Source organism: Eubacterium sp. AF15-50, assembly GCF_934835595.1.
Lineage (GTDB): Bacteria > Bacillota > Clostridia > Lachnospirales > Lachnospiraceae > Eubacterium_G > Eubacterium_G segne.
The window spans coordinates 1-26936 of sequence record NZ_CAKVZL010000023.1; the positions used below are offsets into that span (position 1 = coordinate 1).

Annotated in this window: 21 protein-coding genes and 1 pseudogene; 17 read left to right on the top strand and 5 right to left on the bottom strand. The window is 34.4% G+C overall.

Annotated features, from left to right (window positions below):
• Positions 1-199: 199 nt before the first annotated feature.
• On the bottom strand, positions 200-877 hold the full coding sequence (locus Q5O73_RS04365; protein WP_021953774.1) for a Pr6Pr family membrane protein: 678 nt from the start codon (positions 875-877) through the stop codon (positions 200-202).
• Between the two features lie 224 nt (positions 878-1101).
• Here Q5O73_RS04365 and Q5O73_RS04370 point away from each other — a divergent pair, with 224 nt between their 5' ends.
• Genes Q5O73_RS04370 through Q5O73_RS04400 form a run of 7 tightly spaced genes read left to right on the top strand, consistent with a single transcriptional unit; the run spans position 1102 to position 10561 of the window.
• Positions 1102-1512: a GNAT family N-acetyltransferase gene (locus Q5O73_RS04370; RefSeq protein WP_118589373.1), complete on the top strand. Its 411-nt coding sequence runs from the start codon at positions 1102-1104 to the stop codon at positions 1510-1512.
• A gap of 41 nt (positions 1513-1553) precedes the next feature.
• Positions 1554-2219, top strand: coding sequence for a histidine phosphatase family protein (locus Q5O73_RS04375; protein WP_186840450.1), 666 nt, complete (start codon positions 1554-1556; stop codon positions 2217-2219).
• A gap of 18 nt (positions 2220-2237) precedes the next feature.
• Entirely contained in the window at positions 2238-4148 is a 1911-nt protein-coding gene (locus tag Q5O73_RS04380) for a type IIA DNA topoisomerase subunit B (protein ID WP_302669109.1), read from the top strand.
• Between the two features lie 8 nt (positions 4149-4156).
• Positions 4157-6550 (top strand): DNA topoisomerase (ATP-hydrolyzing) subunit A, encoded by a 2394-nt coding sequence (locus Q5O73_RS04385; RefSeq protein ID WP_302669110.1) that lies wholly within the window; start codon positions 4157-4159, stop codon positions 6548-6550.
• A 36-nt stretch (positions 6551-6586) separates the two neighbouring features.
• Positions 6587-8743, top strand: a complete 2157-nt coding sequence (locus Q5O73_RS04390) for a fibronectin type III domain-containing protein (protein ID WP_021953779.1) — start codon at positions 6587-6589, stop codon at positions 8741-8743.
• Positions 8744-8772: 29 nt separating this feature from the next.
• Positions 8773-9561: a Cof-type HAD-IIB family hydrolase gene (locus tag Q5O73_RS04395; protein ID WP_186840452.1), complete on the top strand. Its 789-nt coding sequence runs from the start codon at positions 8773-8775 to the stop codon at positions 9559-9561.
• Positions 9562-9574: 13 nt separating this feature from the next.
• Positions 9575-10561: a peptidylprolyl isomerase gene (locus Q5O73_RS04400; protein WP_302669111.1), complete on the top strand. Its 987-nt coding sequence runs from the start codon at positions 9575-9577 to the stop codon at positions 10559-10561.
• A gap of 1 nt (position 10562) precedes the next feature.
• On the opposite strand, the gene Q5O73_RS04405 is transcribed toward Q5O73_RS04400, so the two are convergent.
• On the bottom strand, positions 10563-11240 hold the full coding sequence (locus Q5O73_RS04405) for a Crp/Fnr family transcriptional regulator (protein WP_021953782.1): 678 nt from the start codon (positions 11238-11240) through the stop codon (positions 10563-10565).
• Positions 11241-11328: 88 nt separating this feature from the next.
• On the opposite strand from Q5O73_RS04405, the gene hcp reads away from it, so the two are divergent.
• Positions 11329-12912, top strand: coding sequence for a hydroxylamine reductase (hcp, locus tag Q5O73_RS04410; protein WP_186840453.1), 1584 nt, complete (start codon positions 11329-11331; stop codon positions 12910-12912).
• Positions 12913-12989: 77 nt separating this feature from the next.
• Here hcp and Q5O73_RS04415 read toward each other — a convergent pair whose 3' ends face one another.
• Together Q5O73_RS04415 and Q5O73_RS04420 are read right to left on the bottom strand one after the other, a co-directional pair.
• Positions 12990-15674 (bottom strand): YfhO family protein, encoded by a 2685-nt coding sequence (locus tag Q5O73_RS04415; RefSeq protein WP_302669112.1) that lies wholly within the window; start codon positions 15672-15674, stop codon positions 12990-12992.
• Between the two features lie 27 nt (positions 15675-15701).
• On the bottom strand, positions 15702-16640 hold the full coding sequence (locus Q5O73_RS04420; RefSeq protein WP_186840455.1) for a glycosyltransferase family 2 protein: 939 nt from the start codon (positions 16638-16640) through the stop codon (positions 15702-15704).
• Between the two features lie 231 nt (positions 16641-16871).
• On the opposite strand from Q5O73_RS04420, the gene Q5O73_RS04425 reads away from it, so the two are divergent.
• From Q5O73_RS04425 to Q5O73_RS10645, 8 genes and pseudogenes are all read left to right on the top strand, one after another.
• Positions 16872-18536: an alpha-glucosidase gene (locus Q5O73_RS04425; protein ID WP_186840456.1), complete on the top strand. Its 1665-nt coding sequence runs from the start codon at positions 16872-16874 to the stop codon at positions 18534-18536.
• A 126-nt stretch (positions 18537-18662) separates the two neighbouring features.
• Positions 18663-19037: a hypothetical protein gene (locus tag Q5O73_RS04430; protein WP_021953787.1), complete on the top strand. Its 375-nt coding sequence runs from the start codon at positions 18663-18665 to the stop codon at positions 19035-19037.
• 75 nt (positions 19038-19112) lie between these two features.
• Positions 19113-20024: a hypothetical protein gene (locus tag Q5O73_RS04435; RefSeq protein ID WP_021953788.1), complete on the top strand. Its 912-nt coding sequence runs from the start codon at positions 19113-19115 to the stop codon at positions 20022-20024.
• Complete coding sequence (locus Q5O73_RS04440) at positions 20024-21142, top strand: ABC transporter permease (RefSeq protein ID WP_021953789.1); 1119 nt, start codon at positions 20024-20026, stop codon at positions 21140-21142. Before Q5O73_RS04435 ends, Q5O73_RS04440 begins: the two co-directional genes overlap by 1 nt.
• 184 nt (positions 21143-21326) lie before the next feature.
• On the top strand, positions 21327-22538 hold the full coding sequence (locus Q5O73_RS04445; protein WP_021953790.1) for an ABC transporter permease: 1212 nt from the start codon (positions 21327-21329) through the stop codon (positions 22536-22538).
• Position 22539: 1 nt separating this feature from the next.
• Positions 22540-23229, top strand: a complete 690-nt coding sequence (locus Q5O73_RS04450; protein WP_021953791.1) for an ABC transporter ATP-binding protein — start codon at positions 22540-22542, stop codon at positions 23227-23229.
• Positions 23230-23249: 20 nt separating this feature from the next.
• A complete protein-coding gene (locus tag Q5O73_RS04455; RefSeq protein WP_021953792.1) occupies positions 23250-23867 on the top strand; it encodes a sugar O-acetyltransferase in 618 nt (205 codons plus the stop codon).
• Positions 23868-23883: 16 nt separating this feature from the next.
• Positions 23884-24099 (top strand): annotated as a pseudogene (locus Q5O73_RS10645) (immunoglobulin-like domain-containing protein); the annotation flags it as partial.
• 157 nt (positions 24100-24256) lie between these two features.
• On the opposite strand, the gene Q5O73_RS04460 reads toward Q5O73_RS10645, so the two are convergent.
• Positions 24257-25483 (bottom strand): argininosuccinate synthase, encoded by a 1227-nt coding sequence (locus Q5O73_RS04460; RefSeq protein WP_021953798.1) that lies wholly within the window; start codon positions 25481-25483, stop codon positions 24257-24259.
• Positions 25484-25749: 266 nt separating this feature from the next.
• On the opposite strand from Q5O73_RS04460, the gene argC reads away from it, so the two are divergent.
• Positions 25750-26790, top strand: a complete 1041-nt coding sequence (gene argC / locus Q5O73_RS04465; protein ID WP_021953799.1) for an N-acetyl-gamma-glutamyl-phosphate reductase — start codon at positions 25750-25752, stop codon at positions 26788-26790.
• Positions 26791-26936: the final 146 nt, after the last annotated feature.

The following is a 26936-nucleotide window of genomic DNA, read 5'->3' on the forward strand; positions in this document are numbered from 1 at the left end:
GGTTATAATTGGTGTGTAATCCTCTGGCAGGGTATCTGCATATACAGACACACCCTTAAATGAAGCAAGACATAAAATAATGAATGCTGCAAACAAAAGTTTATGCCTTAAATTTTTAATGAAAGTTGACATTTCTTATATCCTCCCTATATGTTATTTTAAATATCAGTGATAGTAAAAGTGTACCACAAAATAACAGTTAATGGGATTTTTTGTTGGAAAATCTGTACATAAGATAGTCAGCAGCAACAATAAAGGCATTTATGGCTAACAAAATTCCCATTAAAACCAATATATAGGAAAGGCATTTAAAGTAACCGATAGTTTCATAGTCAAGAAAAAAGTAAGGATATTTAGGCACCGAAAGAAATGCTGATGGGGCATTGCAGCAGCATCTTGTTATAAAGCATAAAATATAAAAAAGAGGAAAGGCAAGCCAAGTAAAAATATGGTAAAACTTAAAATATCCTTTAGGCTGGAATAAAATCCAGTCAAGGACATACATAAGGGGGGACACGTAATGAGCCAGAAGGCTTTCTAACGGAATACTGAAAAGTCCTTTAACATATATTGGATATACAACGCGGCATTCCGCAAAATGATACACTAAAAAAGTGCAGATTATGCAGGAAAGCCCCATACCCTTAAAATACATCATAAGCCTTGTACGCTCATCTTTTTTTGAAAAATGTTTAATAAGCAAAAGGCACATAACCACGAGACAGAATATATTACTTTGAATGGTAAAAAAACTAAATTCGTGTGTATTGTAGTTTTTATCATTTATATCAAAATGTATAATTATCCCAATAAAACTTACAATAATAAATGTTATTCTATAAATTAATTCAAAATTTGTCTTAATAAAATCTTTCATAAAAATCACCCATTAATATTATTAGCTTTATATAAATTACAATAACAGTTAATTTTTTGAAAAATTAGCATTAAAAATATTAACAGTCAGAAGTTTTCCGGGAAAACTTGAAGAAATGTGTGGGATATAGTAGAATATAAAAGTTAAAGTGGGCTCAGTATACAGTTGATTCAAGATACTAAGACTTATAAATTTTATCAGGAACTGAGGATAATAATTAAAAGATGATTTTAAAAGAAAATGAATTGGATTTGGATACATATTTAAAATTGAGACAGGAAGTAGGCTGGAAAAAATTATCCAATGAACAGGCACAATGTGCCATAAATAATAGTCTTATCACAGTTGTGGCATATGATAACCATAAGCCTGTAGGAATGGGAAGAATAGTGGGAGACGGAGCTGTTATCTGCTATATTCAGGATTTAATAGTTATTCCATCATACCAGAAAAAAGGTGTTGGAAGAATGATTATAGACAGGCTGGTTAAATTCGCAAAGGATATTAAATTTCAGGACACGGAAATTATGCTTGATTTAATGTGTGCAAAGGGCAGAGAAGAATTTTATAAAAAATGTGGATTTACAGCCAGACCTAATGAGAAATTAGGTCCAGGCATGATTATGTATTTATAGAAGATACCATAAAAACTGATTTTATTATGTGAGGCAGTAACATGAATATATATTTAATTAGACACGGAAGACAGAATAGCAGGCTTTGTAATGTAGATGTGGAGCTGTCAAAGGAAGGAAGAGAGCAGGCAGATTTGCTTGGAAAAAGATTAGAAAAATATGATATAGATGCTGTTTATTCAAGTCAGCTTATTAGGGCTAAGGAAACTGCTGATATTATTAATTCTCATCTGAACAAGCCGAGATTTATTGATGAGAGATGGCAGGAAGCTGATTTCGGCGGAATGACAGGATTGTCTAATGAAGAAATGAAGGAAAAATACGGAGACTATCTTGAAAATCGGGCAAAGATGATAGAGGATATGCCATACCCTGATGGTGGTGAAAACTGCCGGATGGTATTTGAGCGTTCCTTTGAAGCATTGAAGGATTTAATAAAAGAGCCTTATAAGAATGTTTGCGTAGTTACCCATGGAGGGGTTTTAAGAGCATTAATTACAGGAATTATAGGTGCAGATTACAAAAACTGGCTTACTATTGGCAGACAAATAGAGAACTGTAGTATTTCACATATTTTATATGATGAAAAAATGGGTACATTCCACATTGAAAGATTAAACGATTTTGCTCACTTTGAGGATAAAGATTATCTTTTAAGAAAACATTTTGGAAGTGGATTTTTTAACATGAAGGACATAAAAAAATAAATTTAAACAGGAGAAATCATGGCATCAAATAATTATGATGGAAATAGTATTTCCGTTTTAGAGGGATTAGATCCGGTAAGAAAAAGACCGGGAATGTATATAGGAAGTGTTGGAACAAAGGGACTTAACCACCTTATTTATGAAATAGTGGATAATTCGGTAGATGAGCATTTAGCAGACTATTGTTCCGAAATAAAGGTCACATTGGAAAAAGACGGCTCTGCAACTATTGTGGACAACGGAAGAGGTATACCTGTTGACTTAAACGAGCAGACAGGAAGACCGGCGGTAGAAGTTGTATTTACCACCCTTCATGCGGGAGGTAAGTTTGGAGACGGAAACTACAAAATATCCGGTGGACTTCATGGTGTTGGTTCATCAGTAGTTAATGCACTTTCCCTTTGGTTAGAGGTAGATGTAAAGCGTGATGGTAAAATATATAACCAACGTTATGAACAAGGAAAAATCAGTTACGATTTAAAGCAGGTAGGAACCTGTAGAAAAAATGACACAGGAACAACTGTAAGATTTTTCCCTGACGGAGAAATTTTTGAAAAAATATATTTTAAGGCGGATGCCATAAAAAGCAGATTACATGAAACAGCATACTTAAATCCGGAACTTACCATTGTTTTTGAAAACAAAAGGGTAGGGGAAGAAGAAACAGTAACTTTCCACGAGGCTGACGGTATAAAGGCATTTATCAGTGACATGAATAAAGATAAGGAAAAGGTTACTGATATTATTTATTTCAAAAAAGAGTCAGACGGAATCGAGGTAGAAGTGGCTTTTCAGTATATAAATGAATTTACGGAGAATATCTCAGGATTTTGTAATAACATTTATACTCAGGAAGGTGGAACTCACATTACAGGGTTTAAGTCAGTTTTAACTTCCACTATTAATCAGTATGCAAGGGAGCTGGGAATATTAAAGGAAAAGGATAATAATTTTACGGGAGCTGATGTAAGAAACGGCTTGGTGGCTGTTGTGGCAGTAAAACATCCTGACCCTAGATTTGAAGGACAGACCAAAACAAAGCTGGACAATCCTGATGCAGAAAAGGTTACAAAAAACATTACAGGGGAACAGCTTACATTGTTCTTTGACAAGAATTTAGAAACTTTGAAAAATGTTATTTCCTGTGCGGAAAAGTCTGCCAAAATCAGAAAGGCAGAGGAGAGAACCAAAACAAATCTTTTAACAAAAAGCAAGTTCTCCATTGACAGCAACGGAAAATTATCTAACTGTGAAAGCAGAAAGCCGGAGGAATGTGAAATATTTATAGTGGAGGGTGATTCCGCCGGAGGCTCTGCAAAAAGTGCCAGAAACAGAAGAACTCAGGCAATTATGCCTATAAGAGGAAAAATCCTGAACGTTGAAAAGGCTACAATGGACAAGGTTTTGGCAAATGCTGAAATTAAAACTATGATAAATGCCTTTGGCTGTGGATTTTCGGAAGGCTATGGAAATGATTTTGACATAGACAAGCTTAGATTTAACAAGATTATCATTATGACTGATGCCGACGTTGACGGGGCACATATTGATACTCTTTTGCTTACATTTTTCTATAGATTTATGCCGGAACTTATTACCCACGGACATGTTTATCTGGCAACACCACCTCTTTATAAGGTAGTGCCTAAAAAGGGTGAAGGCGAATATTTATATGATGACAAGGCATTGGAAAAATACAGAAAGAATCATAAGGGATTTACATTGCAAAGATATAAAGGTTTAGGTGAAATGGATGCAGACCAGCTTTGGGATACCACACTTAATCCTGAAACGAGAATATTAAAACAGGTTGAAATAGAAGATGCAAAAATGGCAAGCGATATTACAAGTATGCTTATGGGAAGTGAAGTTGCACCAAGACGTGAATTTATTTATACCCATGCCACTGATGCAGAATTGGATATTTAGGAGATATTATGGCTGAACAGATAATAAAAACAGAGTATTCGGAAATAATGCAGAAAAGCTACATTGATTATGCAATGAGTGTAATTTGTGCAAGAGCCCTTCCGGATGCCAGAGACGGACTAAAGCCGGTACAAAGACGTGTGCTTTATGCCATGGATGAGCTGGGGTTAAATTATGATAAGCCTCACAGAAAGTCAGCACGTATAGTAGGTGATACCATGGGGAAATATCATCCTCATGGTGACAGCTCCATATACGAAACTCTTGTAGTTTTGGCTCAGGATTTTAAAAAAGGCATGGCGTTAGTAGACGGTCATGGTAATTTCGGCTCCATAGAAGGAGACGGCGCTGCGGCAATGCGTTACACAGAGGCAAAGCTAAAGAAGTTTACACAGGATGTGTATTTAGCTGACCTTGATAAAGACGTTGTTGATTTTATGCCAAACTTTGATGAAACAGAGAAGGAACCGGTGGTTTTACCTGTAAGAGTTCCAAACCTTTTGGTAAATGGTGCCGAGGGTATTGCAGTAGGTATGGCAACTAACATTCCTACCCATAATTTAGGGGAAGTTATTGATGCAGTTATTGCCTATATGGATAATAATGATATTACCACTGAACAGCTTTTAAATATAATGCCGGGACCTGATTTCCCAACAGGGGGCATTGTAGCTAATAAGTCAGACCTTTTAGACATTTATAAAACAGGTGTAGGTAAATTAAAATTACGTGGAAAGCTTGTTTATGAAAAAGGAAAAGGCAGGGAAAAAGACAGACTTGTGGTAACGGAAATTCCATATACCATGATTGGAACAGGAATCAGCAAGTTTATATCAGATGTTATTGATTTAGTTGAAACAAAAAAGACAACGGATATAGTGGATATTTCCAATGCCTCTGACAAAAACGGCATGAGAATTATCCTTGAACTGAAAAAAGGTGCAGATGTTGAAAAATTAAAAAACATGCTGTACAAAAAAACTAAGTTAGAGGACACCTTTGGTGTGAATATGCTAGCCATTGCCGATGGAAGACCTGAAGTAATGGGACTTAGAAGCATTATAAAGTACAATGTGGATTTCCAGTATGATTTGGCTACAAGAAAGTATACTACATTACTTAATAAGGCATTAGAGCAGAAGGAAATTAAGGAAGGTCTTATAAAGGCAACTAATATTATTGATTTAATAATAGAAATAATAAGAGGATGCCAAAGCCAGAAGCAGGTTAAGGAATGTCTTGTTACGGGAAAAACAGAGGGGATTAAATTTAAGCATCCGGAATCTGAAATACTTGCAGGAAATTTATGCTTTACCGAAAGACAGGCTCAGGCTATTTTAGACCTTAGATTATCAAAACTTATTGGTCTTGAAATTATGGCTCTCCAGAAGGAATATGAAGAGTTGGTCAATAAAATCGGTGAATATGAGGATATTCTTGGTAGCAGAAAGGTAATGACTAAGACTATCAAAAAGGATCTTCAAAAAATTAAGAAGGAATATGACGTTGAGAGACGTACATTAATTGAAGATGGAAGGGAAGCTGTTTTTGATGAAAATGCCTTTGTAGAGCAGGAAGTAGTTTTTGTTCAGGACAAGTTCGGTTATGCCAAATTACTTGATCCGGCAGCATTTGACAGAAACAGGGAGTCAGTAACTACAGATAACAAATATTATTTTAACTGTATGAACACTGATACGATTTGTATTTTTACGGATAATGGAAATGTTCATCAGATTAAGGTAGCAAAAATTCCAACTAAAAAAGTCAGGGAAAAAGGTGTACCTATTGACAATCTGGGAAATTACAGCAGTGAGGGAGAAAGCATTGTTGCTTTAATGTCCTCTAATATGATAAAAGACAAAAAGCTATTATTTACCACAAAACTTGGAATGATTAAGTTAGTAGATGGAAGTGAATTTGAAACTAACAGAAAGACAATGGCTGCCACAAAACTTGGAAAAGATGATGAGCTTGTGTCTGTAAAGATTACAAGAGTATCAGAAAGAGAAGCGGTACCGGATGACTTTGAAATGCCTGTTATGCTTTCAGGTGGTTCAGATGACTTTGAATCATTAGATTACGAGCAGATGGAATTTGGTCAGATGGACAATATGGTGGATGTGCCTGTGGAAACTGAGCTTAGATACACAAGAGAAATTCTTGTGATACAGACAGAGGAAGGCATATTCTTAAGATTTCCAATTAAGGAAGTCCCTGAAATGAAAAAATCCACATTAGGCGTTAAAGGTATAAAACTTAATGTAAATGATTATGTTTCCAATGTTTACCTTCTTGATGTAGGCGATAATGAAGTGGTAGAATATAAAGGAAAACAGGTGGATTTGAGAAAGTTAAAAATTGGAAAACGAGGAACCAAGGGAGTAAAAGTAAGACGCTAGTAAGTGTCTTTTAGTTAGGACAGTTAGAGAGGTATTATGAGAGTACATAAGAATAGATTATTAAATATTGTTATTTCCATAATCATGGTAGTTGCTATGGTTGCTACTTTGTGTACGACTTTTGAAGCGGAAAGTGAAACTGTAAGTGCAGCTACGGCATTTGAAAAAAGTATAAGTAAATTTCCGGATAGCTATAAGCCGTACCTTCGTGCATTACATAGCAAATATCCAAAGTGGAAATTTGTACCTTATAATACAGGAATATATTTTGATACGGCAGTTTCAGAAGAATACAAGGATAATAAAAGTCTTATTGAAAATGCCTACAGTAAATTCCTTAAGTCAAATGCTTCGGGAGATTACAATGCATCAACAGGTAAATATATTCCTAAAGATGGAGGAAACTGGGTTTCGGCTTCAAAAAATGCCATTGCGTATTTCATGGATCCAAGGAATTTTTTAGATGCTGAACATATATATATGTTTGAGCAGTTGTCCTATGATAGTGCTACTCAGACCCAGGCAGGTGTTGAGGCCATATTAGATGGTTCTTTTATGTATAAAACTAATATTGGTTACATAACTACAGCAGGAAAATATAAGGCAAGCAATACACTTTTTTCCAGTAAGATATTAGAAGCTGCAAAAAAAGCTGATGTAAGTGCATATTATATTGCATCAAGAATCCTTCAGGAAGTAGGAACAAAAAAGAACGCAAAATATGCAGGAATGGGAGCCAGTGGAAGTGTATCAGGTCAGTATTCAAAGACATACACCGGAATATATAATTTCTACAATATAGGAGCTTATTCCAGTGCTAATCCTATAGCAAACGGATTGGCATGGGCAAGTAACAGAAAGGATAAAACTTATAACAGACCTTGGACTAAGCCGGGAAAATCCATTATAGGTGGTGCATCGTATATAGGTGAAAAGTACATAAATTGTGGACAGAACACTACATATTATCAGCGATTTAATGTAAACAAAAGTTCAAAGTATGCATTATATACTCACCAGTACATGACAAATGTTTACGGTGCAGCATCAGAGGCAGCATATACTTCAGAGGCATACAATGATTTGGGAATAGCTTCTCTTGCAAAGACCTTTGTTATTCCGTATTTTAAAAATATGCCGGGAGAAAACAGTACAGTAAGATTGGGAGCTTCCTCAAAGTCAGGGGAAACAATTGCTTCAGTAAACTTAAGAAAAAAACCGGGAACTAATTCAGCTAAGGTAATTACTTTATCTAAGGGAGATAAGGTGTCAGTATCAGGTGGTTGTATGACAAAAGTGTCTTATGGTACAGCATGGCTTAGTAATCCTTACTGGTATAAGGTATCCCTTGTAAAAAACGGTAAAAGTTATTCGGGATATTTAGCAGCAACCTATGTAAGTTTATCTGACGAATATAGTGTAGCAGTGGGAAGCAAATGTAAATTACCGGTTAGTGTAAGTAAAGGCGAAACAATATACTATATGTCAGATAATCCGGCAATAGCAACTGTTAATAATTCAGGAAATGTAACAGGTGTTAAAGCAGGAAGTGTTACAATAAGGGCATTTTTAGGCTCAGGAAGTATGAGTGCCGTATCAGTTAAAGTAGGTGGTACCACTACAGTTGCAAAGCCTAAAAGACCTGTAGCTAAAGCAGCTTCAGCTAATTATAATTCTGTTAAATTATCATGGCAGAAAGAAGAAGGGGTTGCAGGATATATAGTTTATAGAAGAAATTCTAAAGGTCAGTATACATTGAAAAAAATAATAGAAAGTCCGGTATCTTCATATACAGACAGTGGACTTACTACAGGAACAGAATATTCATATAAGGTTAAGGCATATAGACTGGCTGTAAACGGAACAAAAGTAAAAAGTGCCGTTTCAGAAGCTGTTAATGCAATACCGATACCTTCAAGAGTTTCCATTACATCCATTAAATCAGTAGGAAGCAGTGTTAAGCTAACATGGAAGAGAATAGATGGAGCCGGTGGATATAAAATATACAGGAGTAATAAAAAGACAGGAGAATATGTACAGGTAGGTAAGGTATATGGAAATAAGAGATTTACATATACCAATAAGAAAGTAAAGGGCGGCAAAACATATTATTATAAGGTTGCTGCTTATAAAAAAGCGTCAGGACAGGTGATTTATGGAAATAAATCAAAGGTTAAGTCTATAAAGAAATAATGTATAAAATTACTCAGCAGGAGGCAGTAATGATTAATTTTATAGTTTGCGGATTAGAGAATACGTTATTATATGAAAATAAGAACAAAATTGATGATAGAACAATTGAATTAATATCTGAACTTAATGCCAATGGTGTCAAGTTTGCCGTGGCAACAGGCAGAAATTATGATGCAGTTAAGCCTTTATTTGGGAATGTAAAAAATGACATTGTTTATATATGTAATGACGGTGGTGTGGTGATTTATCAGGACAAGGTGATTAGCAAGACACCTATTGACAGGTTAGTATGTATGGAAGTTGTGTCTGAAATTGAAAAAAATGATAAATTTATAAGGCGTTTTAAACTGCTGTTTTCAGATGAACGGGGGGCAATGACTAACACCCATGATATTGATTTTATTAATTATCTTAAAAACATGGGAGTTGAGCCGGAGTACATAAGAGACACTAAAGAGCTTAACGGAGATGTAAATAAAATAACAATTTGTGCCAGAGATGGATTTGATGGGGAAACATATGAATATTTTTATAATAAATGGGCAGGTAAGGCTCATGTTTCCATTTCAAGTCCTGAACAAATGTATATAACCGGAGAATATGTTACAAAGGGAATGGCAATTGCCCTTTTACAGCATGTATTTAATATATCTCAGGAAGATACAGTGATTTTTGGCGGTGGATATAGTGATATAGATATGTTTGAGCATTGTTTTTACAGTTATGCAATGCAATGGTCTGATGCCGAGGTTAAAAGAGCGGCTAAGCATATTACTGAAAATGTAAATACTATTTTAGAAGATGTAATGAGAATGTAATCTGGAGGATATAATGAGAAAAAAACAGATTGGAATAAAATGTATGGCTATAAGTCTGGTTATGGCATGTTCGGTACTTAATTTTACCGGATGCAGTATAGGTGATAATACACCGATAATTGGAAATATTACAGGACTTAAGTCAAATCAGATGTTTAAAATAGATGAGTTAGTTTGCAGCAAGTCAGAGTATATGATTTGTCTTCTTGATACTGCAAAACAATACGCAAAGGATTTTGGTGGCAGTGTTGACTGGAAAAATAAAATAAGTGACCATAAGACATTAGAGGAGTTTGTAAAGGACAAGGTAAAAGAGAGTATAACTGTTAAATATGCATTGGCAGCTATGGCAAAGAAGAATAATGTTACCCTTTCAGATACTGAAAAAACTGAGGTGAGTAAGCAGGCATCACAGTATTATAAGGCTATGACAGATTCAGAAAAGGATTATACCGATGCAAAAGAAGCTGATGTGGAGAATTTGTGCGAAAAATACAAATTGGCTGAAAAAGTATATTCAGGTATTACTGAACATGTAGGAGATGACATTAGCGAGGAAGACGCAAGAGTTATTAAAATTCAATACATAAAAATGGATTCATCTAAAACAAAGGTTTCAAAAATTAAATCTACATTAAATGAAGTAAAAAGTGTGGTTGAAGGGGGCTATCAGGAGTTTTCCCGTGAAGCAAAGCAGTATAGCGTTGATAGCACAGTGGAAAAAGACATAAAGAAGAGTGAGGCTACTCTTAAGTATGAAACGGAAGCATTCAACCTTACAAAGGGAAAAATCAGTGATATTATAGAAGATGGAGACAGCTATTATCTGGTGTACTGTGTCAACAATTATATTAAGGACAAGACAACAGAGAATAAAAAGGATATGGTTGAAAAGGCAAAGGAAGCAGTTTTTAATGAACAATACAGTAAATTTATAGACGGGTCTAAAAATCAGTTCAATGATAAACAATGGAAGAAAATAGAGCTTCCAAGCCTGTAGATTAATTATCTATATTATAAATTATGAAGTGATTTTTGTTAAAATCAATTAATCCTTCATTACGCATTTTGCAAAGCTCCTTTGATAAGGCACTTCTGTCTAAGTTTAAAAAGTCAGCCATTTGCTGCCTGTTAAAGGGAATATCAAATTCATTACTATTATTAATGGTAGACTGACCTGAAAAGTATATAGATAGCCTTCCGCGAATGGTTTTTGGAGCAGTGCAAAAGCTTCTGTTTGATAAAATAATATTCTTTCTTGTGGCGATTCTTAAAAGATTTCTAATAATTTTGTCCTGCCATGAACAGTTAGAATATATGGGATTGTCAAGGATATTTAAGTCGAAAAATAAAATAGTGGCAGAGTCTGCGGCTACGGTATTTACCATTAAAGGTAAATGGCTATAGGCGTATGACTCACCAAAGACCTGCCCCGATGTAACAATACTTAAGATGGTTTTATTTCCCCATAAATCATTATTTTCTATAATAACATTTCCACTAATTACAATTCCTATTTCATGAATTATTTCTCCGGTGTGAAAAATTATATTATTTCTTTTATATTTCTCAATGCGGAAAGCATTAATAGATTTAAGGTATACTAAATCTTCATTATCTATGTTTTTGAAAACCGGCATTTCCAAATTTCCCAAAATTTTCATTATGTTTTTTTTCATAATTCCTCATTTCTGTGGTTATAACCACCGATTAATTATTGCCATTCTAATATAATTTCATTGTAAATTCAAGAGAGGAGAATGGAAAATGTTTTGTTTTCAGTGTGAGCAGACTGCGGGATGCAGCGGATGTACAAAAAATGTAGGGGTTTGTGGTAAAACAGCAAATACAGCTAATTTACAGGACAAACTTACAGGAGCCCTGATTGGGTTAGCAAAGGCTTGTGGGAGCAACCAAAAGACAGAAAATACTGACAGAATTATTATTGAAGGTTTGTTTACCACAGTTACTAATGTAAATTTTAATGATAATACATTAGAGGAAATGATAGAAAAAGTTCATAGGGAAAAGGAAAGAATTGCACCGGGATGTGTAGCGTGTATTTCAAGATGTGACAATACAGATGATTACAACATGGATGAACTTTGGAATAGTGACGAGGATATTTGTTCCCTTAAATCTCTTATTTTGTTTGGAATAAGAGGAATGGCTGCCTATGCATATCATGGCTTAGTGTTAGGATATGAAGATAGTGAAGTGAATGAATTTTTCTACAGGGCATTATCAGTTATAAGCTATGACTTAAGTAGCGACAAGTTACTTGAAACAGTTCTTAAGGTGGGAGAAGTTAATTTAAAGTGCATGGAATTATTAGATAGAGCAAATACAGACGCTTATGGTACTCCAACACCTACTAAGGTGCCACTTACTATTGAGAAAGGGCCATTTATTGTAATATCAGGTCATGATTTAAAGGATTTGGAATTGTTGCTAAAACAAACAGAAGATAAAGGTATAAATATCTATACTCACGGAGAAATGCTTCCGGCACATGGTTATCCGGAGCTTAAAAAATACAGCCATTTAAAGGGAAATTTTGGAACTGCATGGCAGAACCAGCAAAAAGAATTTGACAATATTAAAGGTCCTGTGTTGTTTACAACTAATTGCCTTATGCCTGTTAAGGAAAGCTATAGCGACAGGGTATTTACTACAGAGGTTGTATCTTATCCGGAAATGGTGCATATAGGTGAGGATAAGGATTTTACACCGGTAATTAATAAAGCTTTAGAACTTGGAGGATATGAAGAGGATAAAAAGCTTACAGGTATTAACGGTGGGGAGTATGTGACAACAGGATTTGCCCATGGAACAGTGTTGTCAGTAGCAGATAAAGTAATTGATGGCGTAAAGACGGGAAAAATCAGTCATTTCTTCTTAGTTGGCGGTTGTGATGGTGCCAGGGTAGGAAGAAACTATTACACGGATTTTGTAAAGCAGACTCCAAAGGATTCTATTATTTTAACATTGGCTTGTGGAAAGTATAGATTCAACGACTTAGATTTAGAAGATATAGAGGGACTTCCAAGAATAATGGATATGGGGCAGTGCAATGATGCTTATTCTGCCATTAAGGTGGCAACAGCATTAGCAGAGGCTTTCCAGTGTGAAGTTAATCAGTTGCCATTGTCTATGGTGCTGTCCTGGTACGAACAAAAGGCAGTATGTATTCTTTTAACTTTGCTTTATTTAGGAATAAAGGATATATATTTAGGCCCCACATTGCCGGCTTTTATATCACCAAATGTGCTTAAAGTATTAGTGGATAATTATAATATATCTCCAATAACTACACCGGAGGAGGATTTAAAGAAAATTTTAAATAAGTAAACCCTATCTGATACGGATTTAATCCCATAAAAAATAGCGGCTGCATTAATTAGCAGTCGCTATTTTTTATGATTGTGTTACTTCTTAGAAGTAACCTTGTTATTCTTTGATTTGTTAGAAATTAAGTTTATAATATTGTCTTTATAGATTATTCCAAGGAAAATTAAAAGACAAATAATTGTAATAACAATACCCGGAACTAATCCTTTAGGAGTATATTTAAAGGTAATTTCGTGAGTGCCTGCTTCTACAAGAACACCTGTAAGAGCTCCTGAACAAATAGATGTAGTCTTTGATTTTACACCATCAACATATACATTCCATCCTTTATCATATGGAATAGAAGTGTACATAATGCCCTGTTTCTTAGCTGTAACCTTACCGGTAATCATTGTATCAGAATAGGATTCAACAGTATAAGGATTTTTGTTTAAAAGCTTATAAGCTGTTTCCCATGCATCATTATCAAAAGCATATGCATAACATGTGGTTAAAGCCTGTCCGTCGCTGGCTGTTACTGTTATAGTGGAGCCGGCAGATACGTTACCAACATGGCAAATGTAATTCTGGTTAGTAGATGAGAATGTCTTTGTTGTAGAATTGTCATCTGTTATGCTTCCATTAGTAATATTCACAGTAAGAGTTTCAGAAGAAGTTACACAGTAGAAGTAAACATCGTATGTTGCAGCATCTCCTGATGGTTTGTAATTATCATCTTCCTCTAACTGATATTTAGCAGTAAATGTTCCAACAGTGTCAGTTGTCTGTAATTGATGGAAAATATTAGCATCACTATCAATTGCAGTTTTTACAAAACTGTTCTGTGTTGTAAATGGATTTCCCGTCTCTTTATTCCAGTTTGCCTCAGTGCTCATATTTACCATAAATCCAAGAGGAAGAGTATTATTGTACTCATATAAATGAACAGTTGAGGCTGCATTATTGCCTGTTGAATATGTCTGACTTCCAATCTCTGTCATGTTAGTTGGAAGAGAAGGTGTATTGTCAGTAAATTCATATTTAACAGAGAACATAGCAGCAGTAAGTGGTGTATGTCCGTAATATGAATATGCATTAAATGATGTCTGCATACCAAGCTGATTATAATAATCCTGCATAGCAGCTGATGCTACTGATGAGAAGGTTGAAATACTGTCGTAATCAAATCTTGCACCATCATTTCTTGTGGAATGTGAAGCAGATTCTGTTCTGTAGAATTTAACTCCTTCACTTTCTGCTTTATTTTTAGCTGTTTCATTTAACTGTTTATGAGCCTGTGTACTTTCGTAATATGCAGACCTTGAGGATGTGCTTGCCATACCTGTAACGCATAAGTTAAGGGTAAGCTCACAGAATGTAGTAAGTACCAGCAGATAAATGAAAAATGCCTTCATATCTGATTTTCTTCTGTAACAGAAATACAGAATCACATATATAACAATAAACAACATACTGAAATATATTATTTTTCTTATATTAGTTTCTACAGCCAAATCGCTAAAGAATGATGTGTTTTTAAATAATTCCTGAAGGACAAGTATAAGTCCTAAGGCACCACCCATTGCACCGATAATCTGGGAGGCCTTAGATTCCTTTATGTGTAAGAAAGCTTCATATGCCATAGTAACTATAAGGAAAATGTATAAGAAAGATTCCCTACATGGAAGACTGTTTGGAAAATGGAATCCATGCCAGATATAGTTAGGTATGTTAATATTAAAGCTTAACAGCATAATTACGGCAATTACAGTTTTTCCAACACGCTCTTTAACGCTGATTTTTTTACATAACCAGAAAAGAGGAATTAAAACAAATACTGCAACTGTACAATAAATGTTAGGGTCATGTGGATACTTTAAGTCTGCTACAGGGATACAAATAAGAGACCTGAAAAGCATATAGAGAATGGAAAAATATTCTTCTATGGCATCAGGGAAAGATGTATCTGCTGATTTAGTTGTAAGTAGGTTAAAATACTCAGGTAAAATTACGCAGGCAGCAAGCCCGCCACCTAAAACGGAGTATATTGCAAAATCCTTAAATGCTAATAATCTTCCTTTAACATTACCGATTTCTTCATCAAAATCTGATACGCAGATTAAATATACAAAATAAATTACACTGTAAATACAAAGCATAATTCCAATATAGTAGTTAGAAAAGATGCCAAGAGCAAGGGCTATACAGTACATTTTGTATTTTCTTTCAGTAACAAGTCTGTCCAGACCTAAAATGATAAATGGTAAAAGCCACATACAGTCTAGCCACATAATGTTCCAGCTAAATGCTGCAAAATAAGATGAAAGTGCGTATACCATACCGAAAATAACAGCAGGAACATGCTTTGTCTTAAATCTTTTTACAAGATAGTAAGTAGCTGAAAAACCTGCAAGTCCCATTTTTACTATTATAAAGAAACTAACATAGTCAGCCATGTTACCCGGCCATAAAATAGTTAAAAGATTAAAAGGACTTGATAAATAGTAGGCGGCTATAGCCACAAAGTTCATACCGGCACCGATTTCCCAGGTATAAAATAAGCTTCCGCCTCCTCTTAACTTGTCCTGCAAAATCTGCAGATATGGTGTGTACTGATGGTAACAGTCACTTCTTAAATACATTTGATCGCCAAAAGGTGCGATATCTTTGAAAAAATAAACAATTAACATTGACAGTACCGGCAAAAGAAAAGCTAAGAAATACAGCCAGTTATCTTTTAACCATGTACTAAATGAAAATTTAGAGTCTCCCTTACGTTCCATTATTTATCTCCTTCCTTATTAATGGTTTTATTTTGATTCTTTAATATTTGTATCCTGAATAATGTATATAGGTCTGTCTTTTGCTTCTAAATATATATTGGCAATATATTCACCGAGAATACCTAAGGACAATTCGATAATTCCCCCTAAGAACAACACAGCAATAAGCAGTGAAGCATAACCTGAAACGTCTATTCCAAAGGCTAACTTTCTAATAAGGGTAAATACTATAAGCAAAAATGCAACAACGGATATTACAAGACCAAAACACGTAAGAAATCTTAATGGTGTTATGGAAAAAGAAGTAATACCGGTTATGGCATACTTAAACAGACTTTTAAAACTCCATTTGGTTTCGCCTGCGATACGTTCCACATTTTCATAAGGTATCCAGCTGGTTTCAAAACCAACCCATTCAAAAATACCCTTTGAGAAACGCTGCACTTCTGATAACTTCACTATGTTATCTACCATTTGTCTGCTCATTATTCTGAAATCAACGGCATTTTGTACCAGTTGCACATCAGTAAATCTGTTGCTGAATTTGTAAAACATTCCGGAGAAGAAACTTTTGATTTTAGATTCTCCTTTTCTGCTTGTCCTAAGGGCAGCGCAGCAGTCATAACCTGCCTCAATCTGCTTTATCATCTCAGGAACCAAAGCCGGCGGGTGCTGTAAATCTGCATCCATTACAATTACATAGTCAGCAGTAGTGTTGCAAAGCCCGGCATACATGGCTGCTTCCTTACCGAAATTACGTGAAAATGAAATAAATTTTACATTATCATGTTTTCCGGCTAAATCCTTCAGTATGGGATAAGTCTTATCCCGGCTACCGTCATTGACAAAAATATAACTAAACGAATATCCATCTATTGTTTTATATATTTTTTCGGATTCCACGTAGAACATATTAAGCATTGCTTCTTCGTTATAGCATGGAACCACAACTTCAACAGTTTTCATAATACCTCCAGTAAAAATAATCAGTTAAGTTAATATAGGGACAATTTAATTAGCAAGTTAAATGCCCACAATTAGTAATATTTTACTATAAATTTTGTTCACTGTAAACAAAGAAAGCAATAAGAAAAATGAAACCACGGTAATTATAAACAATAAAGCGGTATTGACATTATTAATAGGAGAAATATAATTAACTTATTAGAAAAAATAACAGAAGAAAGGGCAGTTTTTATGGAAAAGAAGTGGTGGCATGACAAGGTAGCATATCAGATTTATCCTAAAAGTTTTATGGATACAAATGGTGATGGAATCGGAGATATACGGGGAATTATCAATAAGCTTGATTATTTAAAGAATTTAGGAATTGATATTATATGGATTTCACCTATATATCAGTCACCTTTAGTTGATCAGGGATACGATATTTCAGATTATTATAAAATAGATGAACGTTTCGGAACAATGGAGGATTTTGAAGAACTGATTGCTGAAGCAAAAAAAAGAAACATTGGCATTTTGATGGATTTGGTTATAAATCATTGTTCAGACCAGCATGTATGGTTTAAAAAGGCATTGCAGGATATTGAAGGAGAGTATGGAGATTATTTTTATTTTAGGAAAGGGAAAAACGGTCAGCCACCGTGTAATTACCGTTCCTATTTTGGAGGAAGTGCATGGGAAAAGGTTAAGGGAACAGATTACTATTATCTGCACCTGTTTGCCAAGGAACAGCCGGATTTGAACTGGTACAATCCAAAGGTAAAAGAAGAGTTATATTCGATGATTAACTGGTGGCTTGATAAGGGACTAGCCGGTTTTAGAATAGATGCAATTATTAATATAAGAAAAGATTTGCAATTTAAGAGTCTGCCGGCAGATGGAGATGACGGATTTGTTCATGCAGGTGTTGCAGCGGAAAAAGTGCCGGGAATAGGTGATATGCTGGAAGATTTGAAGAAAAATACTTTTGAAAAGCATGATGCATTTACAGTAGCTGAAGTGTTTAATATGAGAAAAGATGAAATTAGGGAATTTATTGGGGACAATGGACATTTTTCCACAATGTTTGATTTCTCTGCTGAGTGTTTGGCTTTTGGAGGACATGGCTGGTACGATGCACCGGAAATAACATTTGAGGATTACAGAAGGGTTATTTTTCATTCTCAAAGAGAGTGTGAAGATGTTGGGTTTATGGCTAATATTATTGAAAACCATGATGAGCCAAGAGGAGCAAGCAGGTATATTCCATCCTATGCCCAAAATGAAACGGGCAAAAAAATGCTTGCCACGGTAAATCTTCTTTTAAGAGGAATACCTTTTATTTATCAGGGACAGGAAATAGGAATGACTAACTGCCCTATGAAAGGAATTGAGGAATACGATGATATAAGTACCATTAACCAGTACAATATGGCTGTACAGGCAGGAGTATCAAAGGAATTGGCATTAAAGGGATGTTACGAGCATAGCAGAGATAATGCAAGGACTCCAATGCAGTGGAGTGATGGAGAAAATGCAGGTTTTACTAATGGAAAACCGTGGCTTAAGGTAAATCCTAATTACAAAGACATTAATGTTTCAGACCAGGAAAACAGGGAAGATTCCCTGCTTAACTACTACAGAAAATTAATTGCTCTTAGAAAATCTGATGAGTACAGGGAACTTCTAACTTATGGAATAACAGAGCCTATTTTTGAAAATGAGGATAAAATATTTGCATACAAACGTGTAAATGAAAGCGGTGAGATTGTAGTTTTAGCTAATTTTGGAAAGCAGGACAAAGTGTTAGAGCTTGAGAATAGAAAGTACCGGGTAATACTTAATAATATGGAAGACCTGGATATGGAAGACGGAAAAGTAAAACTGAAAAGCTGCCAAAGTGTGGTGCTGGTGTAAAAGTTTTTTTATGCAAATAAAATTAATTAAGTAAAAAAACATTGACAATAAAAGTGTTTTTATGTAATGTATGTAAAGATGGGGTCGACACATCTTATAAAATACGTAAGAAAGGAGACGAGTGTGATGAAGAAGAGCATTTGTAAGGTTATTGCAATGGGCGCTTTATGTGGCGTTATGCTCACATCGGTCGTGGGAGCAGCAACATTGTATGTAGAAGGAACTTTATATACCAAGAATCCATTATACAGTGCACCTAAGGGATACTCTGATACATACGGTTATAAAAAGATAACCGCTAAATGTACAGTATCCAAGAGTGGATATACTACAAGGTCTGTATCTTCAAGTAAAAGCTTAAAAAGTGGATTTGGTGGAGTTGAAACAGATTGGATATCAGGTCCTACATACAAATCTAGTGGAACTAAATTTGTAAGTAAGCATACTGGGTATAGCCATGATGGTATTTATTCTGAGTTGAAAGCTAGTAAAAAATATTAAATATTAGTTTATAGTTTCTCCATACCCTGCAAGTCAGGGTATGGAGATTAATCAATAATAAGAAGGGGAATATTAATGAGTAAGTCCAAGAAAAGAATCTTTATAATTTCCATGGTTGTTACAATAATAATATGTGGTGTGGCTGCTAAAATGATTATAGACGGTCTAAAACCTCAACAGGAGTATAGTGTTCATTCAGGGATGAAAGTTTCAAATTTAAAGGGAATGTTAGAGCTAAAAAATAATAGCATTGATAATTTTTTAGATAAAGATAATAATATTAAAATAGATTTTGAAATTTACAACTATAATGACAGAAAAGTTAAATATGAAATGACAGTTTTAGTTAATTATCATCAGAAAAGCTTTAAAAAGGATAATTTGGAATTACAAAAATATGAATTTGAATTATCTTCTCAGGGCTGTAATAAATATAGTGTTACATTAGATAAAAAAGCATTTAAGTATCAGGTAAACGATGTTGTTATTGTCCTACGGCAGGACACGGATGTTTATTCAGATGAAAATGAGCTGGTTAGTGATACAAATACAATATGCAGACACTACATAATCGAAAATAATTCCAGTGAGGAAACAATAGTGAAAACTCAAAAAATAAAGATTTCTGAGTTAGATGATGATTTAGATACAGAAGCATCTTTGAAGTGCATGAATATGAAGAAGACATTAGGAATTAGTGTAGATAAAAATCAGAAAATTAAGTTAAAAATAGATATGAAAAATAATGAAATAGGAACAGATTATATATTGGTTTGTCTGCTTAATGGCAATCAGATAAGTATAAATAATAAGGATTATATGACATATTCAGATGATTTAGAGAATATGGAAATTTATGCACCGGACAAATCAGGAAAATATGAAATGGAATTTTTATGCATTCCTAATTTAAGCAATGCCGTGATAAATACAGAAAAAGAAATACCGGTTATAAGTAGTAACAGGTATACACTAGAGGTTGAATGATGTTTAAGTATATAATGATGCAATGGAAACACAAAAAAATAATATTAAGTCTTATGGTGATTGGATTTTTTGTAGGAAGTCTGTTTCTTTCGGTGGGAGCGAGCCTTGTAAAAGAAAATTATAATTACATATTAGACTGCAATTCCGGAGATTATTCTAAACAATTAAATATTGACATGAAAATTAATGAGGGTCTGAACATTGAGAAAATTAAAAGTATTTTTCAGAAATTAGGTAAATATGGGGAGATACAAATTTTATCCCTTGGAGGAGTGGAAACAGATAATGGAGTTTTGCAGATTGTTCCTGTGGAAGCTAAAAATCAGGGTGATTGGCATATACCGATTATTAATGGAAACTATTTAGACGGACAATGTGGTCAGGTTGTTTTAGGAAAAGATGCAGCTGATGCTTTGAAGTCGAAAAAGGGAAAAAATGTGAGTATTAATGGTAAAAAATATAATGTTCGGGGGATTTGCGGAAGGGAAAACAGAGAAACAATATGGGATAATGCCATATATATGGAATTTGAAGACTACATATCATCATTTGGCAATGATTTTTATAATCCACAAAAAAAGAATAATTACATAATGGTATTAAAAAATGGAAAAGATGAATTTATTAATGAATTTGGTGATATTGAACAGAAGTTAAGTAATTATGGTGTTGAAATAGTATATGAGGAAATGGAAAGGAATATAGATGGAAGTTCATTAGACAATTCCATAGCTATTACAGCCATAGCATCGTGTCTGGTATTTTTTATCGCAATAATTAATATTATTAATCTTATGAATTATTGGATGATGGAAAGAAAAAAAGAAATAGGAATTATGAAAGCAATGGGAGCATTAAACGGATTCATTATAAAGTGGGTTGTTGTGGAAATGACCATGATTTCTTCAATGGGCGCAATATTAGCTTTGTTTATTCAGTTTGTAATTAATGTGCTTTTCAAATCTATGCTTGTAAGTTATGGTGTGAATATCAATTTATCCTTTACAAATCTTTTATTAGCAATATTAGTATCCGCATTATGTGGGGTTATTTCAGCGCTTTTAATAGTTCGTAAAAGTGTTATGTTTAACCCAATAGAAGTTATTTCATGTGAGTAGGAGGAAACAAAATGAACGAAGTTCATTTTTCAGGATGTTTCCGACGAAATGCCGCTGACCGAAGGGAGGGGGCACTACATATTACGAAGGGGAAACAAAATGAACGAAGTTCATTTTTTAGGATGTTTCCGACGAAATGCCGCTGACCGAAGGGAGGGGGCACTACATATTATTAGGAGGAAATATGATTAGCATTATTTTGAAAAGTTTTAAGATTCATAAGAAAAAAAGTGTCCTTAACATAATTCAGTTTTCAATTGCATTTTTTTCTTTGCTGTTAAGTATTTGTATGGTGCAGCAGGTTTTGGAATATAGAAGAAACATTGAATCAATTATGGATTCAGATACGGTGCAAATGTCAGTTACAGAGGATGAAAGTGATGACGAAGAGGACGGAGAAGTTGTAGGAAAGGAGCCACCAAAAACTCAAAAAGATAAATACAGCACCATATATGACGAAATAAAAAGTGATACAAATGTCTCTATCGGTATTTTAGACAATATTAGTGTTTATGATGAAAATAATATGGTTGACAATGCTATTATGGTAAATAAAGATTTTATCAATATGGCAAAGTGGAAATTTCAGGATGGCAACATAGAAAAATTGGTAAATTACAATGACGATGATGTTATTCCTGTTATTGTTAGTTATTCATTAAGGGATAAATATAAGCTTAATGAAAAATATAACATAGAATATATGATAGATGAGGATACATATAATGCCACTATTATGGTAGTGGCTGTTGCAGATAAAAATTCTTATATATTTACAGGGAATGCCACATGTATTTCGGATACTATTAAAAATAAAGAAGATTTTATGGTATTTCCTAAAATAGCAGATTTTTCTGATTTGGCTTATGAGAATAATGTTTTAATCAAGGCAAATAGCGATATGGAGAATATTGAGGACAGATTATCAGATGAATATGAAAATGTAGGAAAAAACATACAGTTTATTAGCCTGGAAAGTCAGATTGAACAATATTACAATAAACAGAAAACAGTTATTTTAGCTACAATGATATTTGCAATTATAATTATTGTTTTGTCATTGTTAGGAACAATTGGAACAATATTGTCTAATCTGGTGCTAAGAAAACGGGAATTTGGTATTCATTATGCCATGGGATTATCAAAAAAACATTTGCTTATTATGACATTAGGGGAAGGTATGGTTATGTTTTTCATTAGTTTTGTAATCTCTATAGCAGGGAGTCTTGCAGTAACATTCTTTATGGCATCTGAGGGCTTTAAAATAACATTAGAAAATGTGGCAATTACACTGCTCGTTATGATTGTATGCATGGTTGTATGTGAGTTGCTACCTATGAGAAAAATTGCAGGTCAGGAACCGGTAGAACTTATAAACGAAGGAGCAGGCAAGTAAAATGAATATAATTGAGTTAAAAAATATTAATAAATTCTTTGGAGAAAAAGAAAGCAGACAACAAATATTAAAAAATATTTCTATAAACATTGAAAAGGGTGAAATGGTAGCCATTATGGGACCATCAGGTTCGGGAAAATCAACAATGCTTAATGTTCTGGGATTATTAGATAATAATTATTCAGGAGAATATATGTTGGACGGGATAGAAGCGTCAAAATTAAGCAATAATGAATTGGCAATGGCTAGAAATGAAAAAATAGGTTTTGTATTTCAGAATTTTAATTTAATAAAAGAATTATCTGCAAAAGAAAACGTAAAAATGAGTCTTATATTTTCAAATATTTACAAAAAGGGTAAGGAAAAAATCAGTAAAAAAGTAATGGATAAAAGTTCTTCTGACATCTTAGAAAAGGTTGGATTGAAAAATCACGAAAACAAGAAACCGGGACAGTTATCAGGTGGTCAGCAGCAGAGGGTGGCAATTGCCAGAGCATTAGTTAATAACCCGGAAATAATTTTGGCAGATGAGCCGACAGGGGCATTAGACAGCAAAATAGGCGAGGAAATAATGAAAGTATTTCTTAAATTGAATAATCAGGGGAAAACGGTTATAATTGTAACTCATGATGAAAGAGTCGCACAGATGTGTGGCAGAACCATACATATTAAGGATGGGGTGGTTCAATAAAGTCGTAGGAGAGTGTTAGGATGACAGAAGAAGAAAAGATGATTAGAGGCATGATTTATGATTCATCAGATAAGGTTCTTGCAATGAAGCGTACAAATGCCCATAAGTTGTCAAAGGATTATAATGATACATATGAAGATGAAGTGGAAAAAAGAGAGGAGATACTAAAAGGATTATTGCCCAATATGGGAAAGGGCACAGCCATTCAGGGACCGGTACAATTTGATTATGGAGTAAATACTGTCTTTGGAACAAATTGTTTTGTTAATTTTAATCTGGTGGTTTTGGATTGCTGTCCGGTTATTATAGGCAATGATGTGTTAATGGGGCCTAACTGTACATTGGCAACACCAATTCATCCAATGTTAATAGAAGAGCGTAAAGTTAAGTTTAAGGAAGATGGCACACCATATGATGAAGAATATGCGGCACCAATTAATATTGAAGACGGTTGCTGGCTTGCATCAAATGTAACAGTGTGTGGTGGCGTTACCATAGGAAAAGGTGCCATTATTGGAGCAGGAAGTGTGGTTACCAGAGATATTCCGGAAGGAGTGTTTGCAGCAGGTAATCCATGCAGGGTAATTCGGAAAATTACAGAAAAAGATTCAATAAAATACAGGAAAGAATTATTTTAGTGAAAAAAAAGATTTCTATTTTTCAGAATTGTTTGTTTTAAAGAAACAGGGAAAGAATAAATGGAAAAAAGTGAAATTCAGTGAGAAAGCAGTGTTCTGTAAAACGATAGTGGCGAGGAGTGGTAAAAGCATTACTGTAAAATTAAAATGGAAAAAATTCTTTGGAAAGAATTTGTCTAAAGGAAAGTACAAAATTAAGTTTGTAAAAACAAAATCATTTAAAATTAAATAGTGAAATGGTTAGTTATTAAACTGTACTAAAATGTAGATTAAAAAAATACAGTGTAAGATAATAAAAACAGGACTACCGGTATTATGTACTGATTAGTCCTGTTTTTTTTTGAAAACGGAATGTTTTTCATGGGAAAATCCAAACCGAATCCTAAATATTATTTATTGTTATTTTTTACTTCCTGCATTTTCATTGCACGGACTTTCAAAGGAAGACCGAATAATGTGATAAATCCTTCAGCATCGTGGTGGTCGTATAAATCACCTGTTGTAAATGATGCAAGGCTTTCACTGTATAATGAATATGGAGAAGTTGTTCCAGCTTTAATAATATTTCCTTTGTAAAGTTTAAATTTAACTTCGCCTGTAACATATTCCTGAGTTGATTCAACAAAGGCCTGTACAGCTTCACGAAGAGGAGTAAACCATTTTCCTTCGTAAACAATCTGTGCCATCTTGTTGCCCATATCTTTTTTCGCATTCATTGTATCACGGTCAAGAACTAATTCTTCAAGCTGTTTATGAGCTTCCATAAGAATTGTTCCACCGGGAGTTTCATAAACACCACGGGACTTCATACCTACAACACGGTTTTCAACAATATCTACAATACCGATACCATGTTTGCCACCAAGTCTGTTTAATTCACGTATAATATCAGATACCTTCATCTGCTTTCCGTTGACTGATGTAGGAACACCTTTTTCAAAAGTCATTGTAACATATTCACCTTCATCAGGAGCCTTTTCAGGGGTAACACCTAATACTAAAAGGTGGTCATAATTTGGCTCGTTAGCCGGATTTTCAAGTTCAAGACCTTCATGGCTGATATGCCAGAGGTTACGGTCACGGCTGTAGCTCTGGTCTGTTCCAAATGGAAGATGAATACCATGAGCCTTACAATATTCAATTTCAGCTTCACGGGAATCCATTGTCCACTTATCATCTCTCCAAGGAGCAATGATTTTAATATCAGGAGCTAATGCTTTAATGGCAAGTTCAAAACGAATCTGGTCATTTCCCTTTCCTGTAGCACCGTGGCAAATAGCAACAGCACCTTCTTTTCTTGCAATTTCAACTAATTTTTTGGCAATACCCGGTCTTGCCATTGAGGTACCAAGTAAATACTTGTTTTCATAAACTGCACCTGCCTGTACACATGGAACAATGTAATCATCACAGAATTCATCTGTAATATCTTCTATGTATAATTTAGCTGCACCTGAATATTTAGCTCTCTCATCAAGTCCGTCTAATTCATTTCCCTGTCCGCAGTCTACACAACAGCAAACAACGTCATAATCATAATTTTCCTTTAACCAAGGGATGATAGCTGTAGTATCAAGTCCGCCTGAATATGCCAAAACAACTTTTTCTTTTGCCATTTTACAAATCCTCCAATATATTTTCTTATTTTAAATGTCTAAATCAAAGACATAACTCTAACATCTGATACTATACATCATGGATGCATAAAAATCAAGAAAAAAATAAGATTATATGAATAATTTATGAAAGTTGTGTATAAAACTTGCATAATTTCTGGGATAGGTGTATAATATGCCAGGATGTGAAGCTTGGACTTGTATTTTAATAATGAAAAGACTAAAATATCATATCAGAGTAATTGATAAAAAAGAGAGGTTTTGTGATGATTAAAGTAGGAATTATTGGTGCTACGGGATATGCGGGAGTTGAGATAGTACGTCTTATTCAGCAGCATAAGGAAGCAGAAGTAATATGGTATGGTTCAAGAAGCTATGTGGATCAAAACTACGGAGACGTATTTAGAAATATGTTTAAAATAGTTGATGCCAAATGCCTCGATGATAATATGGAGAAACTTGCAGATGAAGTTGATGTGATATTTACAGCTACACCTCAGGGATTGTGTGGCTCATTAGTTACCGAAGAAATTTTAAATAAAGTTAAGATAATAGACTTAAGTGCAGATTTCAGAATAAAAGATGTTGCTACATATGAAAAATGGTACGGAATAAAGCACCAGAGTCCACAGTTTATTGATGAAGCTGTGTATGGACTTTGTGAGATAAACAGAGATAAAGTTAAAGGGGCAAGACTTATTGCCAATCCGGGATGTTATACAACTTGTAGTATTCTTTCGATTTATCCGTTAGCTAAGGAAGGATTAATTGATCCGAAATCCATTATAGTGGATGCAAAGTCAGGTACATCAGGAGCCGGAAGAGGAGCTAAGGTTCCTAATCTTTTCTGTGAAGTAAATGAAAATATTAAGGCGTATGGGGTAACTACCCACAGACATACACCGGAAATAGAGGAACAGTTAAGTTACGCAGCAGGTGAAGAAGTGATTATTAACTTTACACCTCATCTTGTTCCAATGCAGAGAGGAATTTTGGTAACTGCATATGCTAACCTTAAAAAGAAAGTTACATATGATGAAGTCAGGGCAATATATGACAAGTATTATGGAAATGAATTTTTCATAAGAGTATTAGATAAAGATGTGTGCCCTGAAACAAGGTGGGTAGAAGGAAGCAACTTTGTTGACGTAAACTTTAAAATAGATGAAAGAACAGGCAGAATTATTATGATGGGTGCCCTTGATAATCTTATAAAGGGAGCTGCAGGTCAGGCTGTCCAGAACATGAATTTATTATTTGGATTAGAAGAGAATGAGGGACTGAAGCAGGTTCCTATGTTCCCATAAGGAGGATATACAATGTTAAAGAAGATTAAAGGCGGAGTTACTGCTCCATTAGGATTTGCTGCAATGGGACTTAGAGTAGGAATCAAAGAGGGAAATCCAAAGAAAAAAGATATGGCAATGATTTATAGTGCAACCCCGTGTGTGGC